Annotated in this window: 23 protein-coding genes; 13 read left to right on the forward strand and 10 right to left on the reverse strand. The window is 48.5% G+C overall.

The features are described from left to right. Positions 1-86: 86 nt before the first annotated feature. The 4 genes from MST20_RS10855 to MST20_RS10870 form a co-directional block, all read right to left on the reverse strand. Positions 87-572, reverse strand: a complete 486-nt coding sequence (locus tag MST20_RS10855) for a DUF6022 family protein (RefSeq protein WP_243942107.1) — start codon at positions 570-572, stop codon at positions 87-89. Between the two features lie 69 nt (positions 573-641). Then, positions 642-1,040 (reverse strand): YrvL family regulatory protein, encoded by a 399-nt coding sequence (locus tag MST20_RS10860; protein ID WP_243942109.1) that lies wholly within the window; start codon positions 1,038-1,040, stop codon positions 642-644. 72 nt (positions 1,041-1,112) lie between these two features. Further along, on the reverse strand, positions 1,113-2,267 hold the full coding sequence (locus MST20_RS10865) for an oxalate decarboxylase family bicupin (RefSeq protein WP_243942111.1): 1,155 nt from the start codon (positions 2,265-2,267) through the stop codon (positions 1,113-1,115). Positions 2,268-2,360: 93 nt separating this feature from the next. Next, positions 2,361-2,510: a YvrJ family protein gene (locus tag MST20_RS10870; protein ID WP_020452973.1), complete on the reverse strand. Its 150-nt coding sequence runs from the start codon at positions 2,508-2,510 to the stop codon at positions 2,361-2,363. Positions 2,511-2,666: 156 nt separating this feature from the next. Between MST20_RS10870 and MST20_RS10875 the strand changes: the two genes are divergently transcribed. From MST20_RS10875 to trhO, 3 genes are all read left to right on the forward strand, one after another. Further along, positions 2,667-3,260: a sigma-70 family RNA polymerase sigma factor gene (locus tag MST20_RS10875; protein ID WP_020452972.1), complete on the forward strand. Its 594-nt coding sequence runs from the start codon at positions 2,667-2,669 to the stop codon at positions 3,258-3,260. Then, complete coding sequence (rsoA, locus tag MST20_RS10880; RefSeq protein ID WP_031305046.1) at positions 3,223-3,441, forward strand: sigma-O factor regulator RsoA; 219 nt, start codon at positions 3,223-3,225, stop codon at positions 3,439-3,441. Before MST20_RS10875 ends, rsoA begins: the two co-directional genes overlap by 38 nt. A gap of 195 nt (positions 3,442-3,636) precedes the next feature. Then, positions 3,637-4,605 carry an oxygen-dependent tRNA uridine(34) hydroxylase TrhO gene (gene trhO, locus MST20_RS10885; RefSeq protein ID WP_243942113.1) on the forward strand — a complete coding sequence of 323 codons (969 nt, stop codon included), beginning with the start codon at positions 3,637-3,639 and terminating at the stop codon, positions 4,603-4,605. Between the two features lie 132 nt (positions 4,606-4,737). Here trhO and MST20_RS10890 read toward each other — a convergent pair whose 3' ends face one another. Both MST20_RS10890 and MST20_RS10895 read right to left on the reverse strand, forming a co-directional pair. Beyond that, a complete protein-coding gene (locus tag MST20_RS10890) occupies positions 4,738-4,833 on the reverse strand; it encodes a putative holin-like toxin (RefSeq protein ID WP_222426460.1) in 96 nt (31 codons plus the stop codon). A 39-nt stretch (positions 4,834-4,872) separates the two neighbouring features. Then, entirely contained in the window at positions 4,873-5,460 is a 588-nt protein-coding gene (locus MST20_RS10895; RefSeq protein ID WP_243942115.1) for a manganese efflux pump, read from the reverse strand. Between the two features lie 153 nt (positions 5,461-5,613). On the opposite strand from MST20_RS10895, the gene MST20_RS10900 reads away from it, so the two are divergent. Both MST20_RS10900 and MST20_RS10905 read left to right on the forward strand, forming a co-directional pair. Continuing rightward, positions 5,614-6,267, forward strand: coding sequence for a helix-turn-helix domain-containing protein (locus tag MST20_RS10900; RefSeq protein ID WP_243942117.1), 654 nt, complete (start codon positions 5,614-5,616; stop codon positions 6,265-6,267). 78 nt (positions 6,268-6,345) lie between these two features. Further along, entirely contained in the window at positions 6,346-6,981 is a 636-nt protein-coding gene (locus MST20_RS10905; RefSeq protein ID WP_243942119.1) for an FMN-dependent NADH-azoreductase, read from the forward strand. Positions 6,982-7,012: 31 nt separating this feature from the next. On the opposite strand, the gene MST20_RS10910 is transcribed toward MST20_RS10905, so the two are convergent. Then, the gene (locus MST20_RS10910) at positions 7,013-8,062 is read right to left on the reverse strand and encodes an oxidoreductase (RefSeq protein WP_243942121.1); all 1,050 of its coding nucleotides are present in this window, start codon (positions 8,060-8,062) and stop codon (positions 7,013-7,015) included. Between the two features lie 183 nt (positions 8,063-8,245). Here MST20_RS10910 and MST20_RS10915 point away from each other — a divergent pair, with 183 nt between their 5' ends. From MST20_RS10915 to MST20_RS10925, 3 genes are all read left to right on the forward strand, one after another. Further along, a complete protein-coding gene (locus MST20_RS10915; RefSeq protein ID WP_243942123.1) occupies positions 8,246-9,424 on the forward strand; it encodes an amidase in 1,179 nt (392 codons plus the stop codon). Positions 9,425-9,538: 114 nt separating this feature from the next. Beyond that, entirely contained in the window at positions 9,539-10,018 is a 480-nt protein-coding gene (locus MST20_RS10920; RefSeq protein ID WP_243942125.1) for a MarR family transcriptional regulator, read from the forward strand. Between the two features lie 16 nt (positions 10,019-10,034). Continuing rightward, on the forward strand, positions 10,035-10,490 hold the full coding sequence (locus MST20_RS10925; protein ID WP_105979781.1) for a radical SAM protein: 456 nt from the start codon (positions 10,035-10,037) through the stop codon (positions 10,488-10,490). Here MST20_RS10925 and cypX read toward each other — a convergent pair. Together cypX and MST20_RS10935 are read right to left on the reverse strand one after the other, a co-directional pair. Beyond that, on the reverse strand, positions 10,487-11,707 hold the full coding sequence (gene cypX / locus MST20_RS10930; RefSeq protein ID WP_243942127.1) for a pulcherriminic acid synthase: 1,221 nt from the start codon (positions 11,705-11,707) through the stop codon (positions 10,487-10,489). The two genes, MST20_RS10925 and cypX, sit on opposite strands and share 4 nt — an antisense overlap. Then, the gene (locus MST20_RS10935) at positions 11,704-12,453 is read right to left on the reverse strand and encodes a tRNA-dependent cyclodipeptide synthase (RefSeq protein ID WP_243942129.1); all 750 of its coding nucleotides are present in this window, start codon (positions 12,451-12,453) and stop codon (positions 11,704-11,706) included. The genes cypX and MST20_RS10935 overlap by 4 nt, the downstream gene beginning before the upstream one ends. Before the next feature lie 526 nt (positions 12,454-12,979). On the opposite strand from MST20_RS10935, the gene MST20_RS10940 reads away from it, so the two are divergent. After that, on the forward strand, positions 12,980-14,206 hold the full coding sequence (locus MST20_RS10940) for an MFS transporter (protein WP_243942131.1): 1,227 nt from the start codon (positions 12,980-12,982) through the stop codon (positions 14,204-14,206). 19 nt (positions 14,207-14,225) lie between these two features. Here MST20_RS10940 and MST20_RS10945 read toward each other — a convergent pair whose 3' ends face one another. Then, entirely contained in the window at positions 14,226-15,425 is a 1,200-nt protein-coding gene (locus tag MST20_RS10945; protein ID WP_243942134.1) for an MFS transporter, read from the reverse strand. Positions 15,426-15,785: 360 nt separating this feature from the next. Between MST20_RS10945 and MST20_RS10950 the strand changes: the two genes are divergently transcribed. The 4 genes from MST20_RS10950 to MST20_RS10965 are packed head-to-tail and all read left to right on the forward strand — an operon-like array spanning position 15,786 to position 20,990. Next, entirely contained in the window at positions 15,786-17,855 is a 2,070-nt protein-coding gene (locus MST20_RS10950) for a bifunctional aldolase/short-chain dehydrogenase (RefSeq protein ID WP_243942136.1), read from the forward strand. A gap of 54 nt (positions 17,856-17,909) precedes the next feature. Continuing rightward, positions 17,910-18,299: a sensory rhodopsin transducer gene (locus MST20_RS10955; protein WP_243942138.1), complete on the forward strand. Its 390-nt coding sequence runs from the start codon at positions 17,910-17,912 to the stop codon at positions 18,297-18,299. Beyond that, positions 18,292-19,512, forward strand: a complete 1,221-nt coding sequence (rhaI, locus tag MST20_RS10960) for an L-rhamnose isomerase (RefSeq protein WP_243942565.1) — start codon at positions 18,292-18,294, stop codon at positions 19,510-19,512. Before MST20_RS10955 ends, rhaI begins: the two co-directional genes overlap by 8 nt. Next, positions 19,509-20,990: a rhamnulokinase gene (locus MST20_RS10965; RefSeq protein ID WP_243942140.1), complete on the forward strand. Its 1,482-nt coding sequence runs from the start codon at positions 19,509-19,511 to the stop codon at positions 20,988-20,990. Before rhaI ends, MST20_RS10965 begins: the two co-directional genes overlap by 4 nt. Positions 20,991-21,051: the final 61 nt, after the last annotated feature.

The following is a 21,051-nucleotide window of genomic DNA, read 5'->3' on the forward strand; positions in this document are numbered from 1 at the left end:
GTTGCAAAAATATTCCTTGTGCTGCATTAAAAAAACCGCCGGGTTGCCCGGCGGTTGCAGCTTATGATATTGTGAGTCGCTATCAGCTAGTTTTCCTTTATCTGTTTCACGTAAGCGACAATTCTGTCTCTCTCTGTTTCCTCCAATATGTAAATCTGCGGAGGAAGAGGCACATCAAATCCGGCGTGAGAGTGAAAAAAGTCAAAGAGCAGCGTCCCGGCAGGCTGTTGTTGCTGATCGGAGATGACAGCCCAAAACACCCGTGAGCGGCAGTCGTCAGCTCCCCATTTTTCCATGGACTGTCTAAAGTTTAAGCCTTTTCCGATGAAAAAATCGCCTTTTCCCGCATCTTGAATCGTTGTAAAGCCGGACTGTTCGAGACTTTCAAATACAGGAGGCAGCAGGTGGTCCAAGTAGACCCCGTAAGTCGCGTCTTCCAATTCGGGAAACACCTTTAAAAGCGCTTCGCGATGATCGTCAAGCGTTTGTTTCCAATTGGCGGCGACATAGCTTTGCACCTGTTCACCGATTTCTTTGATCGACATGTCGGGTCTGAAACGTACCTTATACAAGAACGAAAACCTCCTTTTGATTACTTGAAATCCATTATATAACATTCTCCTGGATTGAACAGTGGATTCTCAATATAAGAGCGAACCGGACCTCTGCCGAGGATAAAGGATTTTATCAATGGTAAAAAACGAAACGGCAATCATGATTTCCGCCGAAGACGTCAGCAGAACGTCGTCCAGCAATTCGTCCGCTGTAAAAATCGCGGCCCATAAACATCCGATCGTGATGATTTCGGCGGCAAAAAACGTGATCCGCCGATTGATGCCCAGCAGCTTCATACTGTGGATCAGCAGCTTTTCAGCCGGTTCCAGGACAAAAGTCAGTGCGGTATAACAAAGCGTAAACAAAAGCAGGGACCCGACTGTTTGGTAAAATGCGCCCGGCAGACGAAACAGGATCGAAATGCCGAGAAAGTGAGCGAAAAAAACGAACATAACCGACAAGCAGCAAATAACGAAATGTTTCATAATACAACTCCTTTTAAATATGTACACAGCAGCCAAAGGCCTGCAGGATATGTCTCCTGCAAGCCTGGCTGGTTATTTCTTATCAAATTTCACGACCGGATGCTTTTCTTTAGAGAGCATGTTTGTAAACTCGCTGCCGACGTCAAGGTGCTGGCGGACAAGCTCTTCCGGAACGAGCGCAAGCCATTGGTTTAACGAAACGTCAGCATAGTGGTCGTCTTTGAAGATTTCGAGGAAGCGAAGCGGTTCGTCTCCTGTATTTTGGACGTAGTGTCCCATTGCGAACGGCACATAGCCGACATCTCCGGCCTGGTAGTTAAATGTTCTGGCATGCCCGTCGGACGCGAAAACGGTCATTTTCGCTTGTCCGGAAATGTAATACTGCCATTCGTCTGTATTCGGATGCCAGTGCAGCTCCCGGATGCCTCCAGGTTCGACTTCCACCAGCGCAGAGGCGATCGTTTTCGACGCTTTGAAATTCGTGGAATCAGCAATCCATACTTTGCCGCCGCTAGATACAATCGGTTCCTGTTCAAGCAATTTGTAGCTGAAAGATTGAGGAACCGTTCCGTTCGGGCTTTCGACTTTGTCTTTCTCAAGACATCCAGGGATCGCTTCTTGGAATATATACTTTTCTTTATCTGGAAGAGATGCGACGACGTCTTTTGAAATGCCGAAGTTTGCGGCAATCACCTCATCAGGCGTATGGGCCAGCCAATCCGTCACCTGGAAGGTGCTGTTTTCAGAGAAAGAGCCGTCATCGAAGACAAGCAGGAATTCGCAGCCGTCTTCAAGCGCTTGGATTGAATGCGGCAGACCTGACGGGAAGTACCAGAGATCTCCTTCTTTCACATCTTCAATAAAGTTTCTGCCGTCTTGGTCAACAGACGTAATCCGTGCTTTTCCGTACAGCATATACGCCCATTCTGCTTCCTTATGCCAGTGAAGTTCCCTGATGGCTCCAGGTTTCAGCCTCATGTTGACAGAGGCAAGCTTGTCTGAAATCGGCAGCTCGCGAACCGTGACTTCCCGTGCATATCCGCCTTTTTCGAGACGGTTATGGACATCGGAAAATGAAAATTTCATGTTTGGCACCGTTCCGTGGTCGGTTTCCGGCGGCGCGAGCATGTCCGGATTTTGGCGGTCGCGCTCAACGTTGTGCGGAATTTTCGTTTCCGCTCCTTTTTCTCCTCTGATCGGCTGTGGAACTGGTTTGTTTTTTTCCATGTGATATCCCCTCTTTCTCAAAATGTAAAGGAGAGCTGAAAGGCCTTTCGTTTTCCCCTTCTGTCATGTTAAGTGAAAAAAGTGAGGCCGATGTCAATCATCGGTGTCACTTTTTTCTTTGATCAATTCGATCAGTTCATCGATTTTCTTTTCAAAACGCGTGAGCAGGTAAATTGCCAATACAGCCGGAAAGCCGACATTGCCGATTTGTTTCGCTGCTTCCTCAATGAATGCACTGTCCATTCTTACCACCTCCTATGTTAAGAAGTGAAGAAAGTTTGAAAAATGTAAGCAAAGAACTATTTTCTCTGAATGGGAACTTATGTTTGCATGTTAATAGAAGAGATAAGTTTACTTTTTTTTCATTTCTTTCATCTAAATAAATAGGAGGCGGTTTTTATGATAGATCAAACGTTACTGCGTGCGAAAATCAAGGAAATCACAGGGCATCCGCTTGTGAAGCATTTTTTGAGCAACCCCCGGTATGAGCGGCTTTTCAACCACGTTTTGGAACATCCGGATTCTGAAGAGGCAGAGTGTCTCGATCGCGAATTTAAGCGGTTTTACAAAAACATCCGCATGATCAAATACATCAACTCGATGATCCGGATTTTCTCCGTCGACTTTGATAAAAGAGTCCGGAAAAATCGAGAGCGTTTTCCATTGATGATCGACGACAGTCCGACTTTGCCCGAGCCGCCCCGAGGGGACCTGTTAGACGATGTCTTGGAACAGGAAGAGGATTTAAGTGAACATCTGCAAGACCCGATGCTTTATGAAGCGTTTTTGCAATTGACGGACAAGCAGAAAAAAGTGCTTGCGCAAATTTACATTCACGGGGTATCCATGCAGGAAATGGCTGACTCTTTGGGAGAATCAAGGCAAAATATTTCAAGAATTCATAAAAGGGCACTCGAAAAGATAAGAGAGCTACTGAATTCTAAAGCAGAGGGGAATGATAACAGTGAGTCTGCACGACGAAAAAGAGATTGAAAAATTGCTGGAAAATTTCACGCCGATGATCAAAAGCAAATTAAACAACACATCCTATCAAGAGAGGGAGGATCTTGAACAGGAGCTGAAGATGAAAATTTGCGAAAAAGCGGAGATGCTTTTATGTCAAGAAGTACCTGGATTTTGGGAGTTTATAACAGAATTGCTGAAAGTCCTTTAACCTGAGCTGTTTTGCTTGCGTAAAGCCGCCGGAAGTGTTAAAATTTCTAACATTTGATTAATGGAATGTTCAAGCTGCTTCATTGAAATCATGGTGATGATTTGTTTTAATATGAATGAAGCTTTGGAAATGTAAATGGATTTATATTCCATTTTTATCTTATAAAAACACGCATCAGATAGGTGGTAAGATATCATGAAAAATCAATACCGAGTATTGTTGTATTATAAATATGTTCATATCGAAGACCCCGAGCAATTTGCCGAAGATCACCTCAAGCTCTGCAAAGATTTGGGCCTGAAAGGGCGCATCCTTGTGGCGGGTGAAGGAATCAACGGAACCGTGTCAGGAACCGTAGAGCAGACAGACCGCTATATGAGTGAAATGAAAAATGATCCCCGCTTTGAAGATATGGTGTTTAAAATCGATGAATCAGAAGGGCACGCTTTCAAAAAAATGCATGTCCGCCATCGCGATGAGCTGGTGACGCTCCGCCTGGAAGATGATATCGATCCGAATGAATTAACGGGAAAATACCTTGAGCCAAAAGAATTTTATGAGGCGATGCAGCGGGAAGATACGATTGTCGTCGACGCACGGAACGACTATGAGTACGATTTGGGACATTTCCGCGGCGCGGTCAGACCGGACATTAAAGCGTTCCGCGAATTGCCTGAGTGGATCCGCGATAACAAAGAAAAGCTCGAAGGCAAGAAAATATTGACTTACTGCACGGGCGGTATCCGCTGTGAAAAATTTTCGGGATGGCTGAAAAAAGAAGGATTTGAAGACGTGTCCCAGCTTCACGGCGGGATTGTGACGTACGGAAAAGACCCTGAAGTTCAAGGTGATCTGTGGGACGGGCAGTGCTATGTTTTCGATGAAAGAATCAGCGTTCCGGTCAACCAGAAAGAGCACGTCATCGTCGGCAAGGATTATTTCACCGGCGAGCCTTGCGAGCGCTATGTCAACTGCGCCAACCCTGAATGCAACAAGCAGATCATCTGCTCTGAAGAAAATGAGCACCGCTATTTGCGGGGCTGCACGCACGAGTGCCGGGTTCATCCGCGCAACCTGTATGTCAAAGAGCACGGTCTTTCAGAAGAAGAGTTGCAAGAGAGACTCGAAAAGCTGAAAGAAGAGGGGCATGCAGCGCAGTCATAAAAGTTGCAAACAAGAATATCATTTAAAAAATCGAAGATGCCGCGAGCATCTTCGAAGTGGCATTGCTCCTGCAAGGGAGTCGGCTTTGGTTTTGAATCCTGGAACGCCTTGATCTGAAAAATCGGGGCGTTCCTATTTTTTATTCGTGAAATGAAAGCAGAGTGAAAATATCGCAACGATCAGGATACCGAACGAAAGCATCAATTGAAGTGCGCTTTCTACTGCCATGCCTTTCCCTCCCTTCACCTGACGCTTTTGCTCCTGCCGCTAGTAAAAAAACGCAAAGCCGGCAATCAATAGTAATATTGCTCCGCTGATCAGCGTGCCAAACTGCCCGACCGTAAAATGGCCAAAGCGAATATGAGCCAGTTTGGAACCGCAGGCGGCACCTGCCCACACCGTCAGAAAACTTCCGGCGGCTGCCAAAATCGAAATCAGAAGCGGCGAATAGCCGAAGAGGCCAGCCCCGACTCCATTTGTAAGGGCATTTGCTGACAGTGCGATTCCGAGAAGGATCGATTCGAAAAAGCCAACGGTCTGTAGAGGCGAGCCAGTGCTTCCGTTTTCTTTCAAAGGGGAAGGCTTACGACGCGGAACGGCCAAAAGCATGATTCGCAGACCGATAACGGCCAATAAAACAGAACCTGCCAGAACGGGGAGAATCCCGGGTAAAACCGTTGATATCCAAAGTCCGAAGTGGATGCCGCACACGCTAAAGAGAAAACATATAAGTGAAATGACCACATTAGAAAAAAAGCTGATGCGAATTTGCCGAATCCCGTATGATAAACCGACCCCCAAATTGTCAACGCTTGATGAAACGGTTAAGCCTGCAATGATGATCCATGATGTCATGATGAGCAGCTCCTTTTTCCAGTAAGTTTGCTCTTACAGTATGTATCGTTGAGAAAAATGTGCCAGTACCATGAAAAAGCTCAACAAAAAAGCAAATTTCTCAACATATTCACATATCATGAGTTAAGAACCGCTTTGGAAAGGGGAGGGGAGATGGGACAGCCGAAAGAAAATCATATCGGACATCTGATTAAAGAGCTGCTTAAAAAGCGATCGCTTTCAATGCGACAGCTCAGCAGCCTCTCCGGAATGGACGCCGCGACAATCTCGCGGATCGCTAACGGCAAGCAGCAACCTAAGCTTGTTCATCTAAAAGCTTTTTCCGAACATCTCGAGATTTCACTTGATAAATTGATTGAAGCCTCGGGTTTTCAAGTTCATGGAAAAAGAGAACAAAACGGTACCGAGGTCCTTGGCTCTCTTGACGCCATGCTGGAAATGTTAGGGGCCTCCAAGCTGTACGATCCCCAAGAGACGAGGCAGCGTATCGAACAGGAATTGAACAAATATGAGCAATATGCGCTGACAGAGGAAGGACACAGCATCATTTGTGAGGAATTCGACAACAAAGTAAGCCAGGTAAATGGAGCCGGACCGTTCATCAATCATTTGAAAAAAATGCATCACCGCTATTGTGACAATGCTACTTCTGAAAAAGACCGATCCGTTTTGGGGAGTGCGCTCCTGTATTTTATCCTGTCTGCGGACATTATTCCCGACTATACGTTTCCGATCGGCTACCTGGACGACGCCATCGCTGTTCACCTTGTATTGGACCGGCTGAATCATCGGGACGACACAGTATAATCCGATTTCCCCTGAATATTTGCCCGGCAACGTTCCATACTAACCAATATCAAAATAAAAAGGCAGGTAGCAAAAGAGATGACAAAAACCCTTTACATTACCGCTCACCCGCATGACGAAAGGGCATCATACAGCATGGCGGCGGGGAAAGCATTTATCGAATCTTACAAAGAAGCTCATCCGGATGATGAAGTCATACATCTTGATCTTTACAAGGAAAACATTCCGCAAATTGACGCGGACGTCTTCAGCGGCTGGGGAAAATTGCAGTCGGGATCGGGTTTTGAACAGCTTTCTGAACACGAAAAGGCAAAAGTCGGCCGTTTGAATGAGCTGAGCGAGCAATTTATCACGGGAGACAAATACGTGTTTGTCACGCCGCTTTGGAATTTCTCTTTTCCGCCGGTGATGAAAGCGTACTTTGATGCGGTCGCTGTAGCGGGAAAGACGTTTAAATATACCGAGCAAGGACCGATCGGGCTGTTAACCGATAAAAAAGCCCTGCACATCCAGGCGAGAGGCGGCTACTATTCGGAAGGGCCGGCTGCGGAACTTGAGATGGGGCACCGCTATATCAGCATCATGATGCAGTTTTTCGGAGTGCCGGAATTTGAAGGTTTATTTATAGAAGGGCATAATGCTGAGCCGGATAAAGCCGAGGAAATTAAACGAAATGCGATTGCCCGAGCCGAAGAATTGGGCCGGACCTTTTGAAAAAACCGCGGACGTGATCCGCGGTTTTGTTTTATTTGTTTAAGAACACCGTTTGATTCGTTTCGCTGCTTTTTTGCGCGGCTTCGATGATGCGGATGACGTCGCGTCCTTCTTCAGCCGTGACAGGCAGACTGCCGCCTACAAGAATACTTGAAGCAAGCTGCTTGTAATAGGTTAAGTATGAACCCGGGATGCTTTCAACTGTTTCCTTAATGACCTCGTCGCCTTCAACTGTGGCCAGTTCCCCGTAATATTCGGGTTGATCGGCTCCCCACTCATCGCCTGCAGGTTTTTGACCCGCTCTGAGTGCATCCTCCTGGCCGTCGATACCGTATTTAATAAAGCTTCCTTTTGAGCCGTGGATTTGGTAGCGGGGTCCGTTGGCCGGAACAATCGAACCTGAGTGGAGAATCACTTGGCGCTGATCATAGTGAAGGACGACATGGAAATAATCGTCTGTTTCCGCATTGGCTCTTTGAGCGGTCACTTGAGCGGTGACGCTGTTCGGCATGCCGAATAGATGAAGCGCCTGATCGATCAAGTGTGAACCCAAATCGTACAGTGCGCCTGAGCCCGGCCCTTTCTGCTCTCTCCAGCGCTGTCTGACATTCGGCCGGAACCGGTCGTAGGAAGCGTGGAATGTGTTGACATCACCGAGGCGCCCTTCTTTGATGAGCTGTTTGATCGTCAAAAAGTCGTTATCCCATCTTCGGTTGTGGTAGACGCTGAGAAGCACGCCTTTTTCTTTCGCGGCATTAATGAGCTTTTCCGCTTCTTCCGCCGTTGCCGTCATCGGTTTTTCTAGGACGACATGCTTTCCGGCGCGGATGCACTCTTTCGCCATTTCGTAATGAAGGCCGCTCGGCGTGGTGACGATGACGAGATTAATGTCCGGGTCATTTGTGATGTCTTCGATCGAGCTGACGGCTTCCGCTTCGGGGAGGTCTTGTTTGACTTGTTCTTTCCTCGAAGTCATCACCTTCCGAATCTCATAATCTTCTAACACCGATAATAAAGGCGCATGAAACACCGATCCTGACAAACCGTATCCTAATATCCCTGTGCGAACCTTGTTCACCATTCATTCTCCTCTCCCATGTTCGTTTTTAATATGTAATTAACACACCTTTATTTTACCCTGTTTGCCTATAGGAACAAACCTAAAGACCTTTTTCAACCGGGGAACGGAAGATTTTGTCACAATTTTGTTCAATTTGAAGAGGTGTCCGGTTATCGTTAAAAACAAAAAAGGGGGATTTTGAAAATGGAGCATGATTGGGGCTCTTTTATGAACAGGGATTTGGCTGTCGAGCCGGCATCAGTTGAAGGAAGCTTGAAAAACCTTTCGTTTGCGGTAAAGGATGTGTTTGCTGTAGAAGGCCATACAAATGCGGCGGGAAACCCTGATTGGCTGAGGACGCACGAACCTGCCGAAAAAAACGCGGAAGCCGTTGACTTGCTGCTGCGTGAAGGGGCAAGGCTTAAGGGTGTTGCACACACGGATGAGCTGATGTACAGCCTTGACGGAGAAAATGTCCATTATGGAACGCCTGTCAATCCTTGTGCAAAGGACAACATTCCTGGAGGATCTTCAAGCGGTTCGGCCGTGGCGGCAGCCTCCGGTATGGCCGATTTTGCTCTTGGGACAGACACCGGGGGTTCTGTCAGAATCCCTTCTTCCTACTGCGGAATTTTCGGATTTCGGCCGACGCACGGCGAGGTGCCGGTTAATGGTGTCATACCGCTGGCGAAAAGCTTTGACACCGTCGGATGGATGTCAAAAGATATCGGCGTTCTTCATGCTGCAGGCCGCGTCCTGCTTAGCGGACAGGAGGAGGCAGGGGCCTGTTTCAACCGGATTTATTTTGAAAAAGAGGCGTGGAACCTGCTTGAAGAAAGCGACCGGACACAAGTATACGCTCATGCATTAAGCCTGATAGACGGCGAATTCGACTGGTGCGTTGCCGCTGACGGCGGCCTCGCGGAATGGGCGGAAATGTTCAGGGTGCTGCAGGCCCTGGATATTTGGGAGGAGCATGGAGCTTGGATCGAGTGTACAAATCCGGTGTTCGGCCCTGGAATCGCAGAACGATTTGAATGGGCGTCAAGTCTTAGGAAAAGCGATTATGAGCATGTGTTTATGAAAAGGGAAGCGGTGAAAAGGAGACTGTTGGAATGGCTCGCAGAAGACGGCTTGCTCGTCATTCCAACTGCTCCCGGCACGCCGCCGCTCCGCGGGCTGCCGGAAAACGAATTACATGAGAGAAGGGCGCGCACGATGAAACTGACGTGTATTGCCGGGCTCGGCGGGCTTCCGCAGATCACCGTTCCGCTACCGGCAAAAAATGGCGAGCCTTTGGGGCTTTCATTCATCGCCGGTCGCAAACAGGACCTGAAGCTTCTGGCCTGGACTGAAAAGCACGTGTTATCTCTTCAAGTATGAGGGAAGCATATGCTGCGGATCTTTTCTGCATCATATGCTTTTTGCTTGCTTCTATTATTGTTAACTGGTAAACTATTAAATAGTTAACCGGTTAACGATAATGGAAAGGATATGATGATCGTGGAAAACAAGACGTATGAGCAAGCATTTCAAGCCGTTCAGGATTTTATTCTCAAAAGAGAAAAGCGGGCTCAGCATGAACAGCAGACGCTCGTAAAGGAAGCTTTTCAAGAAGACGACAGCATCCGGAAGCATTGGACACTGACCCAGCTTCACATGATCTCGCTTATCAGCGAAAACGAGGCAGACGTCAACAACGCTTTCCTGGCAGCAAAACTTCAAATATCAAAAGCGGCAGTGACAAAAGCGGTCAGTGTCCTCACAAAGCACGGGATGATCGAATCGCACAAAAAACCGAACAACAACAAAGAATTGTATTACACATTAACAGACGAGGGGAAGAAACTGGCCGACGTTCATGACAGGATGCACGAAATTGCAAAGCAGCGCTATATCGAGCTGTTTGATCGGTTTTCCGAATCCGAGCTGGGAACCGTCATCCGCTTTTTAAACGAATGGTCAAAACACATTTAATCAAGAGGAGAAGCGAATGAATAAAAGTGAAGCCCAACAGTTTTTAAGCAGCATGTATCAGGACATCTTGAGTGAAATGAATACTGAAAAAATTCCCGATTATTTCAGCGAGAATTATGTTCAAGTAACTGACGGCAGTCAAATTGACCTTGTGCAGTTTAAAGATCACATGAGGACGCTGAAAAAGGTTGCCCGCACCATAACGGTGTCGCCCTTTCATGAGTTTTTGTTTGACGAGCGACTGCAAAGCGCAGCGGTCAGGTATACGGTCAATGTTGTCAAAACAAACGGAGACCGGGGGAGAATTGAAATCATCGCGATGTTTAAAATGAATGGTTTTAAAATCGTTCAATGCCACGAACTTTCACATGCGATCGAAGGTAAGGAGGATTTTGAAGAGCTGGCGAAGATCAGTGAGGCGGCAATTGAAAAAGCCTCCTCTCGGGAGGAGAAGGCTTTTTCACAAGATTAATGTTTGACGTCAAACCTGATGTTGAGCGAGACGGGGCCCCGCGTGTAAAGGCCTGTCTCGCGGTAAACGAAGTCTTCCTCCAGCTGGATATTCTTCAGCTGATCCAGAACGATATTTGCGACAAGCTCGATTTCCGTCTTCGCAAACCCCGCTCCTACACAGTTGTGGACGCCTGAACCGAATGCGAGATGCCTGGCTGCGCCGCTGAATGCGCTTTTGACTTCCAGGTCGCTGCGATGAATGTTGAACTCGTCTGGCTTCTCAAACGCTTCAGGATCGCGATTGGCCGCGCCTATCATGCAAAATACAGTCGTCCCTTCTTTGAGCTCGACTCCGCCGATCACCGCGTCTTGTGAAAGCTGGCGCGGAATGAGCTGCACCGGCGGCTTGTAGCGCAGCGTCTCTGCGATGGCCTGAGGCAGGAGCGTGCGGTCTTCCAGCACGTCATTCATTTGATCGGGATGATGAAGCAAATGATAAATCATTAATGCGAGCGTCTTGTCCGCCGGTTCTGTGGCGGCAAGCAATATATTGAGAATCAGCGCGCGGATGTCCCGGTCAGACATCGCCACTCCCTCGTATTCGGAAGTGCAAAGGATGGATATTAAATCATGGCCGGGGTTTTTGCGCCTTTCCTCGATAATCGGATTCAAATATTCAGCGAGTTGTTCACTGCATTTGAGGGAATGCTCCCGGTCTTCAGGCGCCTGATTCAAACTGGTAATGAAATCGGCGACGCCGCTGTGCCAGTTTCTCACTGTTTGGTGGTCGTTCTTGTCCAAACCTAAAATGTCCATCGTCACACAAACGGCGAACGTTTTCCCGAAATCATTGACAAGATCGATCCGCCCTTTCTCCAGATGAGGGGCCAATAGCCTTTGTGCATTGTCTTTAATGAGCGGCGTGAGGTGATCAAGGGATTCTCCGATAAAACGGCGCAGAACGATTCTCCTTTTCGCCGTGTGCTCTTTGCCTTTCATTTGGGCGAGCACAGGTCCGCGCATGACGGGCTCGGCCCGTTTGGCCAGCGATTTCGTTGTAAAGACGTCCTGATTCTGGAGCACGCGGCGCACATCCTGGTAGCGGCTGATAAAATAGCTGTCCAGCGATTCTTCATAATGGACGGGATCAGATTCGCGAAGGTATGAGAAATATTGATACGGATTCTCGTGATATTGTTCTGACAACACGCTGAATGTTTTTAGCGATTGATTCATACTCGTTCCTCCTGCATGCTTTTAGATTCCACACTTTCGTCCGATTCGGAAACCATAAGATATCCTTGATTCGGGCGCATTTTGACGGCAAATTCATTTCGGGAGATCTGTTCGCCGAGCTTCCATGGACGGTGATAAGCAAGAAGCGTTTCTTCGACGCCTAAAATATCAGGGGCGGCGATGAAAAACGGAAGTTCAGCGATGACGTATTCAACAGCCAGCTCCAGCATGGCGGCGCTGACCTCCCGGACATCCATCCGAATGCCCCGGGCCCGTCCGAGTATCGCCGCATGCGACATCTCCAGGCAGGCTTTGCGAAAATGCGGCTGGTCAAAAAAGGCGTCTTCGACTTCCATCCGCAAACGCTGGTATGCGGTCTGGTTCGCGAAATCGGAAAATGTATGGATGGCCTCGGGATTGCCGCCATGCGCTTGCAACGCCTTTTCAGCGAATCTCCGGTTCCGTGAGACTTCTTTCCTGACTTTCCGTTCGGCCTTTCCATTCGGGGTGCCAAGCGCTTCGAGAAGGTTGGCTGCTTCCTTTCCTGCTAAAAGCACGGATACATGGTGAAATTCACGGACGGCCCAGCCGATAAGCCGATGAATGTAATCTTCGGAAAATCGGCTGTTAAACGGACTGATGCCAATGAGAACATGGCGTCTGCGTTTTAGTATTTCATTGCAGTTTCGGGTAAGAGTTTCAGTTTTGAATGGCCGGTGTTTGCTCTCCATTGTAAGCTCTGTCATTGATTTCCTCCTTAACGGACATAGAATGACTTCTTTTGCAATCAATGATGGATACGTGCGGTTTATCGAGCTGGGAATAGGCTGGTTTCAACTTCACGATGAATCGAGAAGAATACAGCGATGGTGCGGGTCATGATGAAGGGGTGTCGCATTTGTTCAATTGTTAAAGCAGAGCAAGAGTTTGAGCTCAAAATCAGGCAAGGTACAGCATAAAAGTTCACTAGTAAACAATAGTCATTTTATCCCTAACTTTTCCAACTGTCAACACAATTCAAATTCAAAATATGAAAATATTCGTAACGTTTTTTGCAAATCTGAGGAATTTTGATCAGAATGAACCTTTTTTAAAGGCGTTTTTCGAGTAAAGGAACCCGATAAGTAAAAAATATGTAAAAAACTTTAAAGCTGCAATAAGAAATGTTCGTTGACATTGATAAAGGAGTCATCTACAATTATTATTGTTAACTGGTAAACAATATTGGGATGATTGTTAACGAATAAACAAAAATAAGGCAGGCGGTTTGACATGAGACCAATGAAATTGAATGCTTCTTTCATTATGTATTTTGTATGTATCAGCGCCTTTTTCGCATCGTTGAATCAAAATATTTATTCACCCATCATTCCGTTAATCAGAGACTCGTTTCACGTTTCTGTATCGATGGTCAACCTGTCCGTCTCGCTGTTCATCTTCATTACCGCTGTGATGCAGATCATTGTCGGCTCAATTGTCGATTTTAAAGGAGCGAGGTTTGTGATGATGGCGAGCATGATCGTAACGGTCATCGCCACAATCGGCTGCGCCGTCGCCCGGGACTTTGGCCTGTTTCTTTTTTTCAGGGTGCTGCAAGCTTTGGGGACGGCTGCGCTTCCATTAATTGCGGCAACCACAATCGGATCTCTGTTCCAGGGAACGAAGCGGGGCAGTGCGATGGGGACTTATCAAATGCTGCTTTCCCTTGCACCGGCAGCGGCGCCTATTCTCGGCGGTTTTATCGGGGAACGCTATAACTATCCGGGGATTTTTTGGTTTTTGACGGTATTGTCTGTTCTTTTGCTTTTCGGAAATGCGTTTTGCTTTCCGCAGAGCCATGCGGAGAAAAAGACCAATCTCAGCGCGGGCAGCCTGTTGTCGCATTATAAGGACATTTTCAAAAACAGGACGGGAAATGCCGTTTTGATATTAAGCTATCTTCTTTTCTTTATTTATTTTTCAGTGATCGTATATTTGCCGATTTTGCTGACTGATCATTATCACCTTGATCTGCAGATCGTCGGCTTGCTGTATTTGCCGATAGCCGTCAGTACGGTTGCCGGCAGCGTGCTGTTTAAGTGGATACAAAAGAGAGTATCACTCGGACGCCTGTTTCTGATCGGCAATCTGACCGCCGCGGGCAGCGTCGTCTGTTTTGGCTTTACCCACTCGTTTTCACTTTTCGCCATGTCGGCGGCCCTCGTTCTTTTCGGCGTTACGATGGGGCTGATCCCGCCGCTGTTCTCTACGATGATGGCAAATGAGTTTGAGGAGAATCGCGGCAGTGCGATGGGCATGTTTAATTTTATCAGGTATACGGGAATGGCCTGCGGTCCAGTTATATCAGGCGTGTTATTAGGAATGTCATCTTCTGTTTTCGTTTTCGGCTGCTTCGGCATCGTCTATGCCGCGGCCGCCCTTTTGATGATCGCGGTCATGCGAAAAGCAGCTCACACAAAGACGTTGCAAGAACCAAACAAAAAAGCTGCCAGGTCTTAAAACCGGGCAGCTTTTTTGATTACAGATCCGTTCTCCACATTTCTTCTTTCACTTGTCTTTTCTCAGACACAAAGGCGAACATCGTCAGCATCAGTCCGCACATGGTCATAAGCGCACCGCCTGTGGCAAGGTGTGTGTAGGACTCTGACGCATTAAGAATGAGTCCGCCGATCCATGCCCCGAGCGCGTTGGCCAAGTTAAATGCAGCGATGCTGACAGAGGTGGCGATCGTTGTTCCGTGTTCAGACGCAGCCACGACCTTTGTTTGCAAAAGGGGCACCGTTCCGAAAGCGCCGGCTCCGAATAAAAACGTCACGATGATGGCGCCGGCAGGGTGTCCGCTGACAAAAGGGAAGGCCGCAAGGATCGCCATGAGCGCGATCATCACGCCGATCATGGAGCGGGTTAACAGGTGAAACGGCACCTTTCCGGCGTAGAAATTGCCGACGACTCCTCCAAATCCGTAGGCGAAAAGGGCGGCTGTAATGCCGAGGCTGCCGAAACCGGCAGAATGCCGCAGCATCGGTTCAATAAACGTGTAGGCGATGAATACGCCTGAATAGCCGAAAATCGTGATAGCAAAAGAGAAAAGAACTTGTTTATTTTTAAACACATCCCATTCATGGATCAATTTAGGGACGACTTTCGGTTTTCTGTGCGGCACCGTCAGCCAAATGCCGGCGAGGCCGATCAATCCGAGGCAGGCGATCATCAGAAAGACGATCCGCCAGTTGAAAAGGTCGCCTAAATAAGAACCGAACGGAACGCCGAGCATCAGGGCGATGGTCAAGCCGCCGTTCATTGAAGCGGCAGCGGCGGCCCGCTTTTCGGGCGGTACCATTTCGCTGACGAACACCATCGTCGTTGCAAAAAATGCACCATGAATGGATGCGGATAGGATTCTTGAGATCAACAAAACGGTGAAGTTCGGTGCCAGGAAACTGAGCGCATTCGACAGTACAAACACACTCATCAAGCCGAGCAATACCGGTTTGCGCGGCATTTTTACAGATAATATGGTGACGATCGGCCCCGTCAGACAGACGCTTCCCGCGTATGCCGTTACCAATAAGCCGGTAGACGAAATCGGAACAGAGAGATCCTTTGAAATGGAAGTCAATATACCCATAACGACGTACTCTGTAAAGCCGATAGAAAATGTGCAAATCATAAAAATTGCGATGATCAGTTTGACTGGTGCGTGCAGTGTTTTTTTCATCCTGACCCCTCCTTTTAAAAAACATGAGTTTACATATTAAAAGATTAAAAGCCGATTTTCAACCGTTTGTAGCGGGTCAATATGTTCCCAAAACGGTATGCCGGCGGCACAAAAAGCGCCATCAACATGATGCCAGCGCTTTCTTGAAATCTGACATTTTATTTTCACAATCAAAGGTTAAAACATTCCACATTCCTGACCCCGACGAACGCTTGCTGTTGGGGGTTTTTTATTTATAGACCGATTGGAACAGCTCTATCATAAAGAGTTTCCGAAAAAGCGCTTACAAAATAAAACAAAATATGTTACTCTTAAAACAAACATATTCAAAAATAAACAAACAAAAACGGAGTGATACGTATGGTGGATTATTTATGGTCAGAAACTGAGGCTGCATCGCTGCGTCCGGGTCTTGACGAACTCGTCTACCGTTCCAACCTGATCGGCTCTGACCGCTCGGTCTGCAACTGGGGCGGGGGAAACACATCGATGAAAACGACGGAAAAGGATTTCAGGGGCAGGGACATCGAGGTGATGTGGGTGAAAGGCAGCGGCTCAGACTTGGCGACGATGTCAGCGGGCCAATTTACCGGGCTGAGGCTCGATGATATTCGTCCGCTGATGGAACGGAGCAGTATGACCGATGAAGAAATGACGGCATATTTGTCCCATTGCATGATGGACGGAAAGCACCCGCGGCCGTCGATCGAAACGCTTCTTCATGCTTTTTTGCCGTTTCCGCATGTCGATCACACCCACCCAGATGCGATCATCAGCATCTGCTGCGCTGATAATGGAAAAGAGATCGCAGAGGAGATATTCGGCAGCCGCTTTGTATGGGTGCCTTATGTCAGACCGGGCTTCGCTTTATCGAAGATGATAGCAGAAGGTGTGAAAAACAACCCGAATGCAGAGCTTGTTTTAATGGAGAAGCATGGACTCGTCACGTGGGGGGAAACGGCGAAAGAAAGCTATGATCAGACGATTGCCGTGATTCGCGAAGCGGAAGCATACATTAAAAGCCGTTCAGAAGATCATCAGCCGTTTGGCGGACAGATGGTCGAGCCGCTTGCACCGGAGGAGCGGAAACGGATTTTAGCCGATATCTTGCCGATTATCCGCGGCGCTGTCAGAGGAGAGAAACGCATGCTGCTCACCTGGTGTGATGCTGACGATGTACTCGAATTCACGAACAGCAGGCGCGCTCCGTCGCTTTCACAGGTCGGCGCCGCTTGTCCGGATCACCTTGTGCATACAAAGCGGACGCCTGCCTATATTCCGTGGAATCCCGCTGAACAGGACACAGAGAAGCTGGTCGAACAGATCAAAACCGAGATTGCTAGGTTTAAAGAGTCATATGCCGCCTATTTTCAACGAAACCGGCGTGAAGGAGACGAGATGTTTGAACCGGCGCCGCGCGTGATGCTAATCCCGGGAATCGGCATGGTGGCAGCAGGTAAAAGCCTGGCGATGGCAAAGGTCAGCCGAGATTTATACCGGCGGGCGATTGCTGTCATGAAGGGAACGGAAGTCCTTGGAAACTTTGTATCTCTCAATGAGGAAGAATCCTACAATGTTGAATATTGGCCGCTTGAGCTTTATAAATTAACGCTTGCTCCGCCGGAAGCCGAATTTTCCCGCAAGATCGCATTTGTGACGGGGGGAGCGGGCGGAATCGGCAGCGAGACCTGCTTCCGCCTTGCTTCAGAAGGTGCGCATGTTGCGGTTGCTGATATTAATATAGAAGGCGCAGAAAAAACAGCCGCAGAGATTAATGAACAGTACGGTGCAGAACGAGCTTCCGCCGTCCGCATGGATGTGACGAAAGAAGAGGACGTTCAGGCGGCCTTCGAGGAAATCGCTCTGAAATACGGCGGGATTGACATCCTCGTCAACAATGCGGGGCTTGCGACATCCAGCCCGCTTGATGAAACGACGCTCGAAGAATGGAATTTGAATATGAATGTACTCGGAACAGGATATTTTCTCGTCGCCAGAGAAGCTTTTAAGCAAATGAAAAGACAGGAGTCAGGCGGCAGCATGGTGTTTATCGGCTCGAAAAATTCCGTTTATGCAGGCAAAAACGCTTCGGCATACAGCTCTGCAAAAGCGCTTGAGGTTCATTTGGCGAGATGCATCGCCGCAGAAGGCGGACCGTATGGAATCCGCGCGAATTCAGTGCTTCCGGATGCGGTGCTTCAAGGCTCGGCCATCTGGGACTCCAAGTGGCGCGAAGAAAGAGCCGCCGCCTACGGGATTGAACCCGACCGGCTTGAAGAGCATTACCGCAAACGTACGACTCTTTCCGTCAACATTTATCCCGCCGACATCGCCGAAGCGATCGCTTATTTCGCTTCAGAAAAAACGGCAAAAACGACGGGATGCATGTTGACGGTTGACGGGGGAGTGCCGGCCGCATTTTCAAGGTAATTGGAAAGGAGCGGCTTCGGCTGCCCTTTCAGAAAACAAAGGGGGAAAAGGGAGATGAAGGGCGAGACCCATTGGATCATACCGGACGGTTTTATTCCTCCGGAAAGTTCCGGAAGCTTGACGAGCCATGAAGCCATTTGTGTTTTAAATTGCCATGAAGAAGACGCAAACCTTTCGATCACAGTATACTTCGAAGACCGTCCGCCGCTCGAAGACATTCTCGAGACGGTTCATGGCAAGAGAACAAAGCATATTCGCACAAGTTCTTTGCACCGATCAGGAGAACGCATTCCTGAAAATGTGCCTTATGCGATCGAGATCGCAAGCGATGTACCTGTGATCGTCCAGTACAGCCGGCTGGACACAACCCAGCCGGAACTTGCGTTAATGTCAACTATGGCATATCCGTTAAAAACAAGGGGGATGGGTGTACATGATGAATGACCGGGCTTACGCTTTATTTGAAGAACAGCAGAAAGACAGGGGCATCAGCCTTTCTGAAGCAAAGGAAAAATTGAAAGCGCTTAAAATCGAGACGCCTTCATGGGGATACGGGGACTCGGGCACGCGCTTCAAAGTGTTTCAGCAAGAGGGCGTACCGAGGGATCCGTTTGAAAAAATGGAAGATGCATCAGTCGTTCACAAATTAACCGGAACCTGTCCTTCCGTCGCCATCCATATTCCGTGGGATCAAGTTGATGATTACGGAAAGCTGAAAGCGCACGCCGAGCAGCTTGGCCTTGCCGTCGGCGCCGTGAATCCGAACTTGTTCCAGGACGATGACTACAAATTCGGAAGCATCACAAACGTTAAAGCGGACATTCGCCAAAAAGCGACCGAGCAATTGCTCGAATGCGTCGATATTGCAAAACAAACAGGCTCCAAAGAAATCAGCCTCTGGCTTGCCGACGGAACCAACTATCCCGGTCAGGGCGACATCAGAAAACGGAAAAACTGGATGTATGAGTGTCTGGCTGAAGTATACGAAGCGCTTGACGATGATATGCGGCTCTTGATTGAATACAAGTTTTTTGAGCCGGCTTTTTATCATACAGACCTGGCGGATTGGGGGATGGCTTACAATTTGGCGCAAAAGCTCGGGCCGAAGGCCGAGGTGCTCGTCGACACCGGGCACCATGCCCAAGGGACGAACATCGAGCACATTGTCGCTTATTTGCTTGACGAAAAACGTCTCGGAGGCTTTCATTTCAACAGCCGCAAATACGCTGATGACGATTTGATCGCGGGCGCGCACAACCCGTACGAACTGTTTCTCATTTTTTATCAAATTTTGGACGCCTGCCGCGATTCCGACCCGAATGTCCGGAAGACGGCCGAACATATTTCGTATATGCTTGATCAATGCCATAATCTCGAACCGAAAATCCCGGCTGTGCTGCGCTCAGTCATGAATGTGCAGACTCAATTTGCAAAAGCGCTTTTGATCAACTTCGAAGATGTGAAGAAAGCGCAGGAAGATCATGACGTGCTTGCCGCAGAGGCTGCGATCCGCGAAGCATTTGAAATTGACGTCAAACCGCTCCTTTACGCCGTGCGGGAGGAAATGAACGTTCCGCCTGATCCGCTCAAGGCTTATGCGGAAAGCGGGTATGCGGAAAAAATACTGGCACGCGGTAAAGGCGGTGCAAGCTGGTGACGATTCTCGCTTTTGATCTTGGTGCGTCGAGCGGCAGAGCTTATGCAGGTCATGTAGACGGCTGTCTGATCAAAGCGGAGGAAATTCACCGTTTTCCAAATCAGCCCGTTCAGGCAGGAAAACACCTTTATTGGGACATTCTCAGGCTGTATCATGAAATCAAACAGGGCATTTTAAAGGCGAAAAACGGCTGCGGACGAATCAGCTGTATCGGCATCGATTCATGGGCGGTTGATGTCGGTTTTCTCGATCGGAACGGAGAGCTGATAGGGAACCCTTTTCATTACCGCGACCCTTACACGGACGGAATGATGCGGGAGGTGCTGAATGAAATCGGAAAAGAAGAGCTGTTTTCCAGAACCGGTATTCAGCTTTTGCCGTTCAACACCATCTTTCAGCTCCGGGCGCTGAAAAAAGCGAATTCTCCGCTGTTGGAACACGCGGAAACGCTTTTAATGATTCCTGATTTGCTGCGCTATTTTTTAACGGGCGAGAAAAAAAGCGAGTTTACAAATGCGACGACAACTCAGCTGTTCAACCCGAAAACGTCAGATTGGGATTGGGAGCTCATCAGCCTTATGGGGCTCCCGGCCAATCTTTTTCCAAAGGATATAGCAAAACCCGGAAGCGAAGCGGGGAGGCTGTCACAATCAGTGTGCAGCGAATTGTCGGTGCCTGCCGTACCGGTTATTGCCGTCGGCGAACATGACACGGCTTCTGCAGTTGTCGGCGTTCCCGCTGAAACGGATGACTTTGCATATTTGATATGCGGCACCTGGTCGCTGATCGGAACCGAACTTGACACTCCGCTGATGACAAAACAGGCGCTCGATTGGAATTTTACAAACGAGGGCGGTGCCGGCGGTACATTCCGCTTTTTAAAAAACATTATGGGATTGTGGCTGTTCCAGCGCTGTCAGGCGGATTTGGAAAAAGACGGGAGCAGCTATTCGAGCGCCGAGCTTGTCAAACTTGCCGGACAGTCGGAAGCGTTCAGGTCGGCAGTTGACCCGGATGACCCGGTGTTTCTCAATCCCGTGCATATGCCTGAAGCGATCAGGGAGTACTGCCGTGCAACAGGACAACACGTGCCGGAAACGCCCGGACAGGTGATCCGCTGTGTGCTGGAAAGTATTGCATTTAAATACCGGTTCACGCTTGAACGGATTGAAACATTGACAGGAAAAGAATATGACGGACTTCACATGGCGGGCGGAGGGATTCGAAATGAATTGCTCTGTCAATACACGGCGAATGTACTGGCCAGAGATGTGTGGGCCGGACCGGCAGAGGCAAGCGCCATCGGTAACATTGCCGTACAGGCTATCGCGCTCGACATGTTTTGGGATATTCAAAGCGCCCGAAAAGCGATCAAAGCTTCCTTCCCTCAAAAAACGTATGTACCGGAAGATACAGAAGCGTGGGAGGCGGCATACCGCCGCTATACAAGTCAGATTCTCGGCGCCGCTTCCCGCTGAAAACATTTCCTGTATCGGCGCTGATGCGCTATCATGAAAGTAACAGTGACTTTTACCAAAA

Source organism: Bacillus sp. B19-2, from assembly GCF_022832475.1.
GTDB lineage: Bacteria > Bacillota > Bacilli > Bacillales > Bacillaceae > Bacillus > Bacillus paralicheniformis.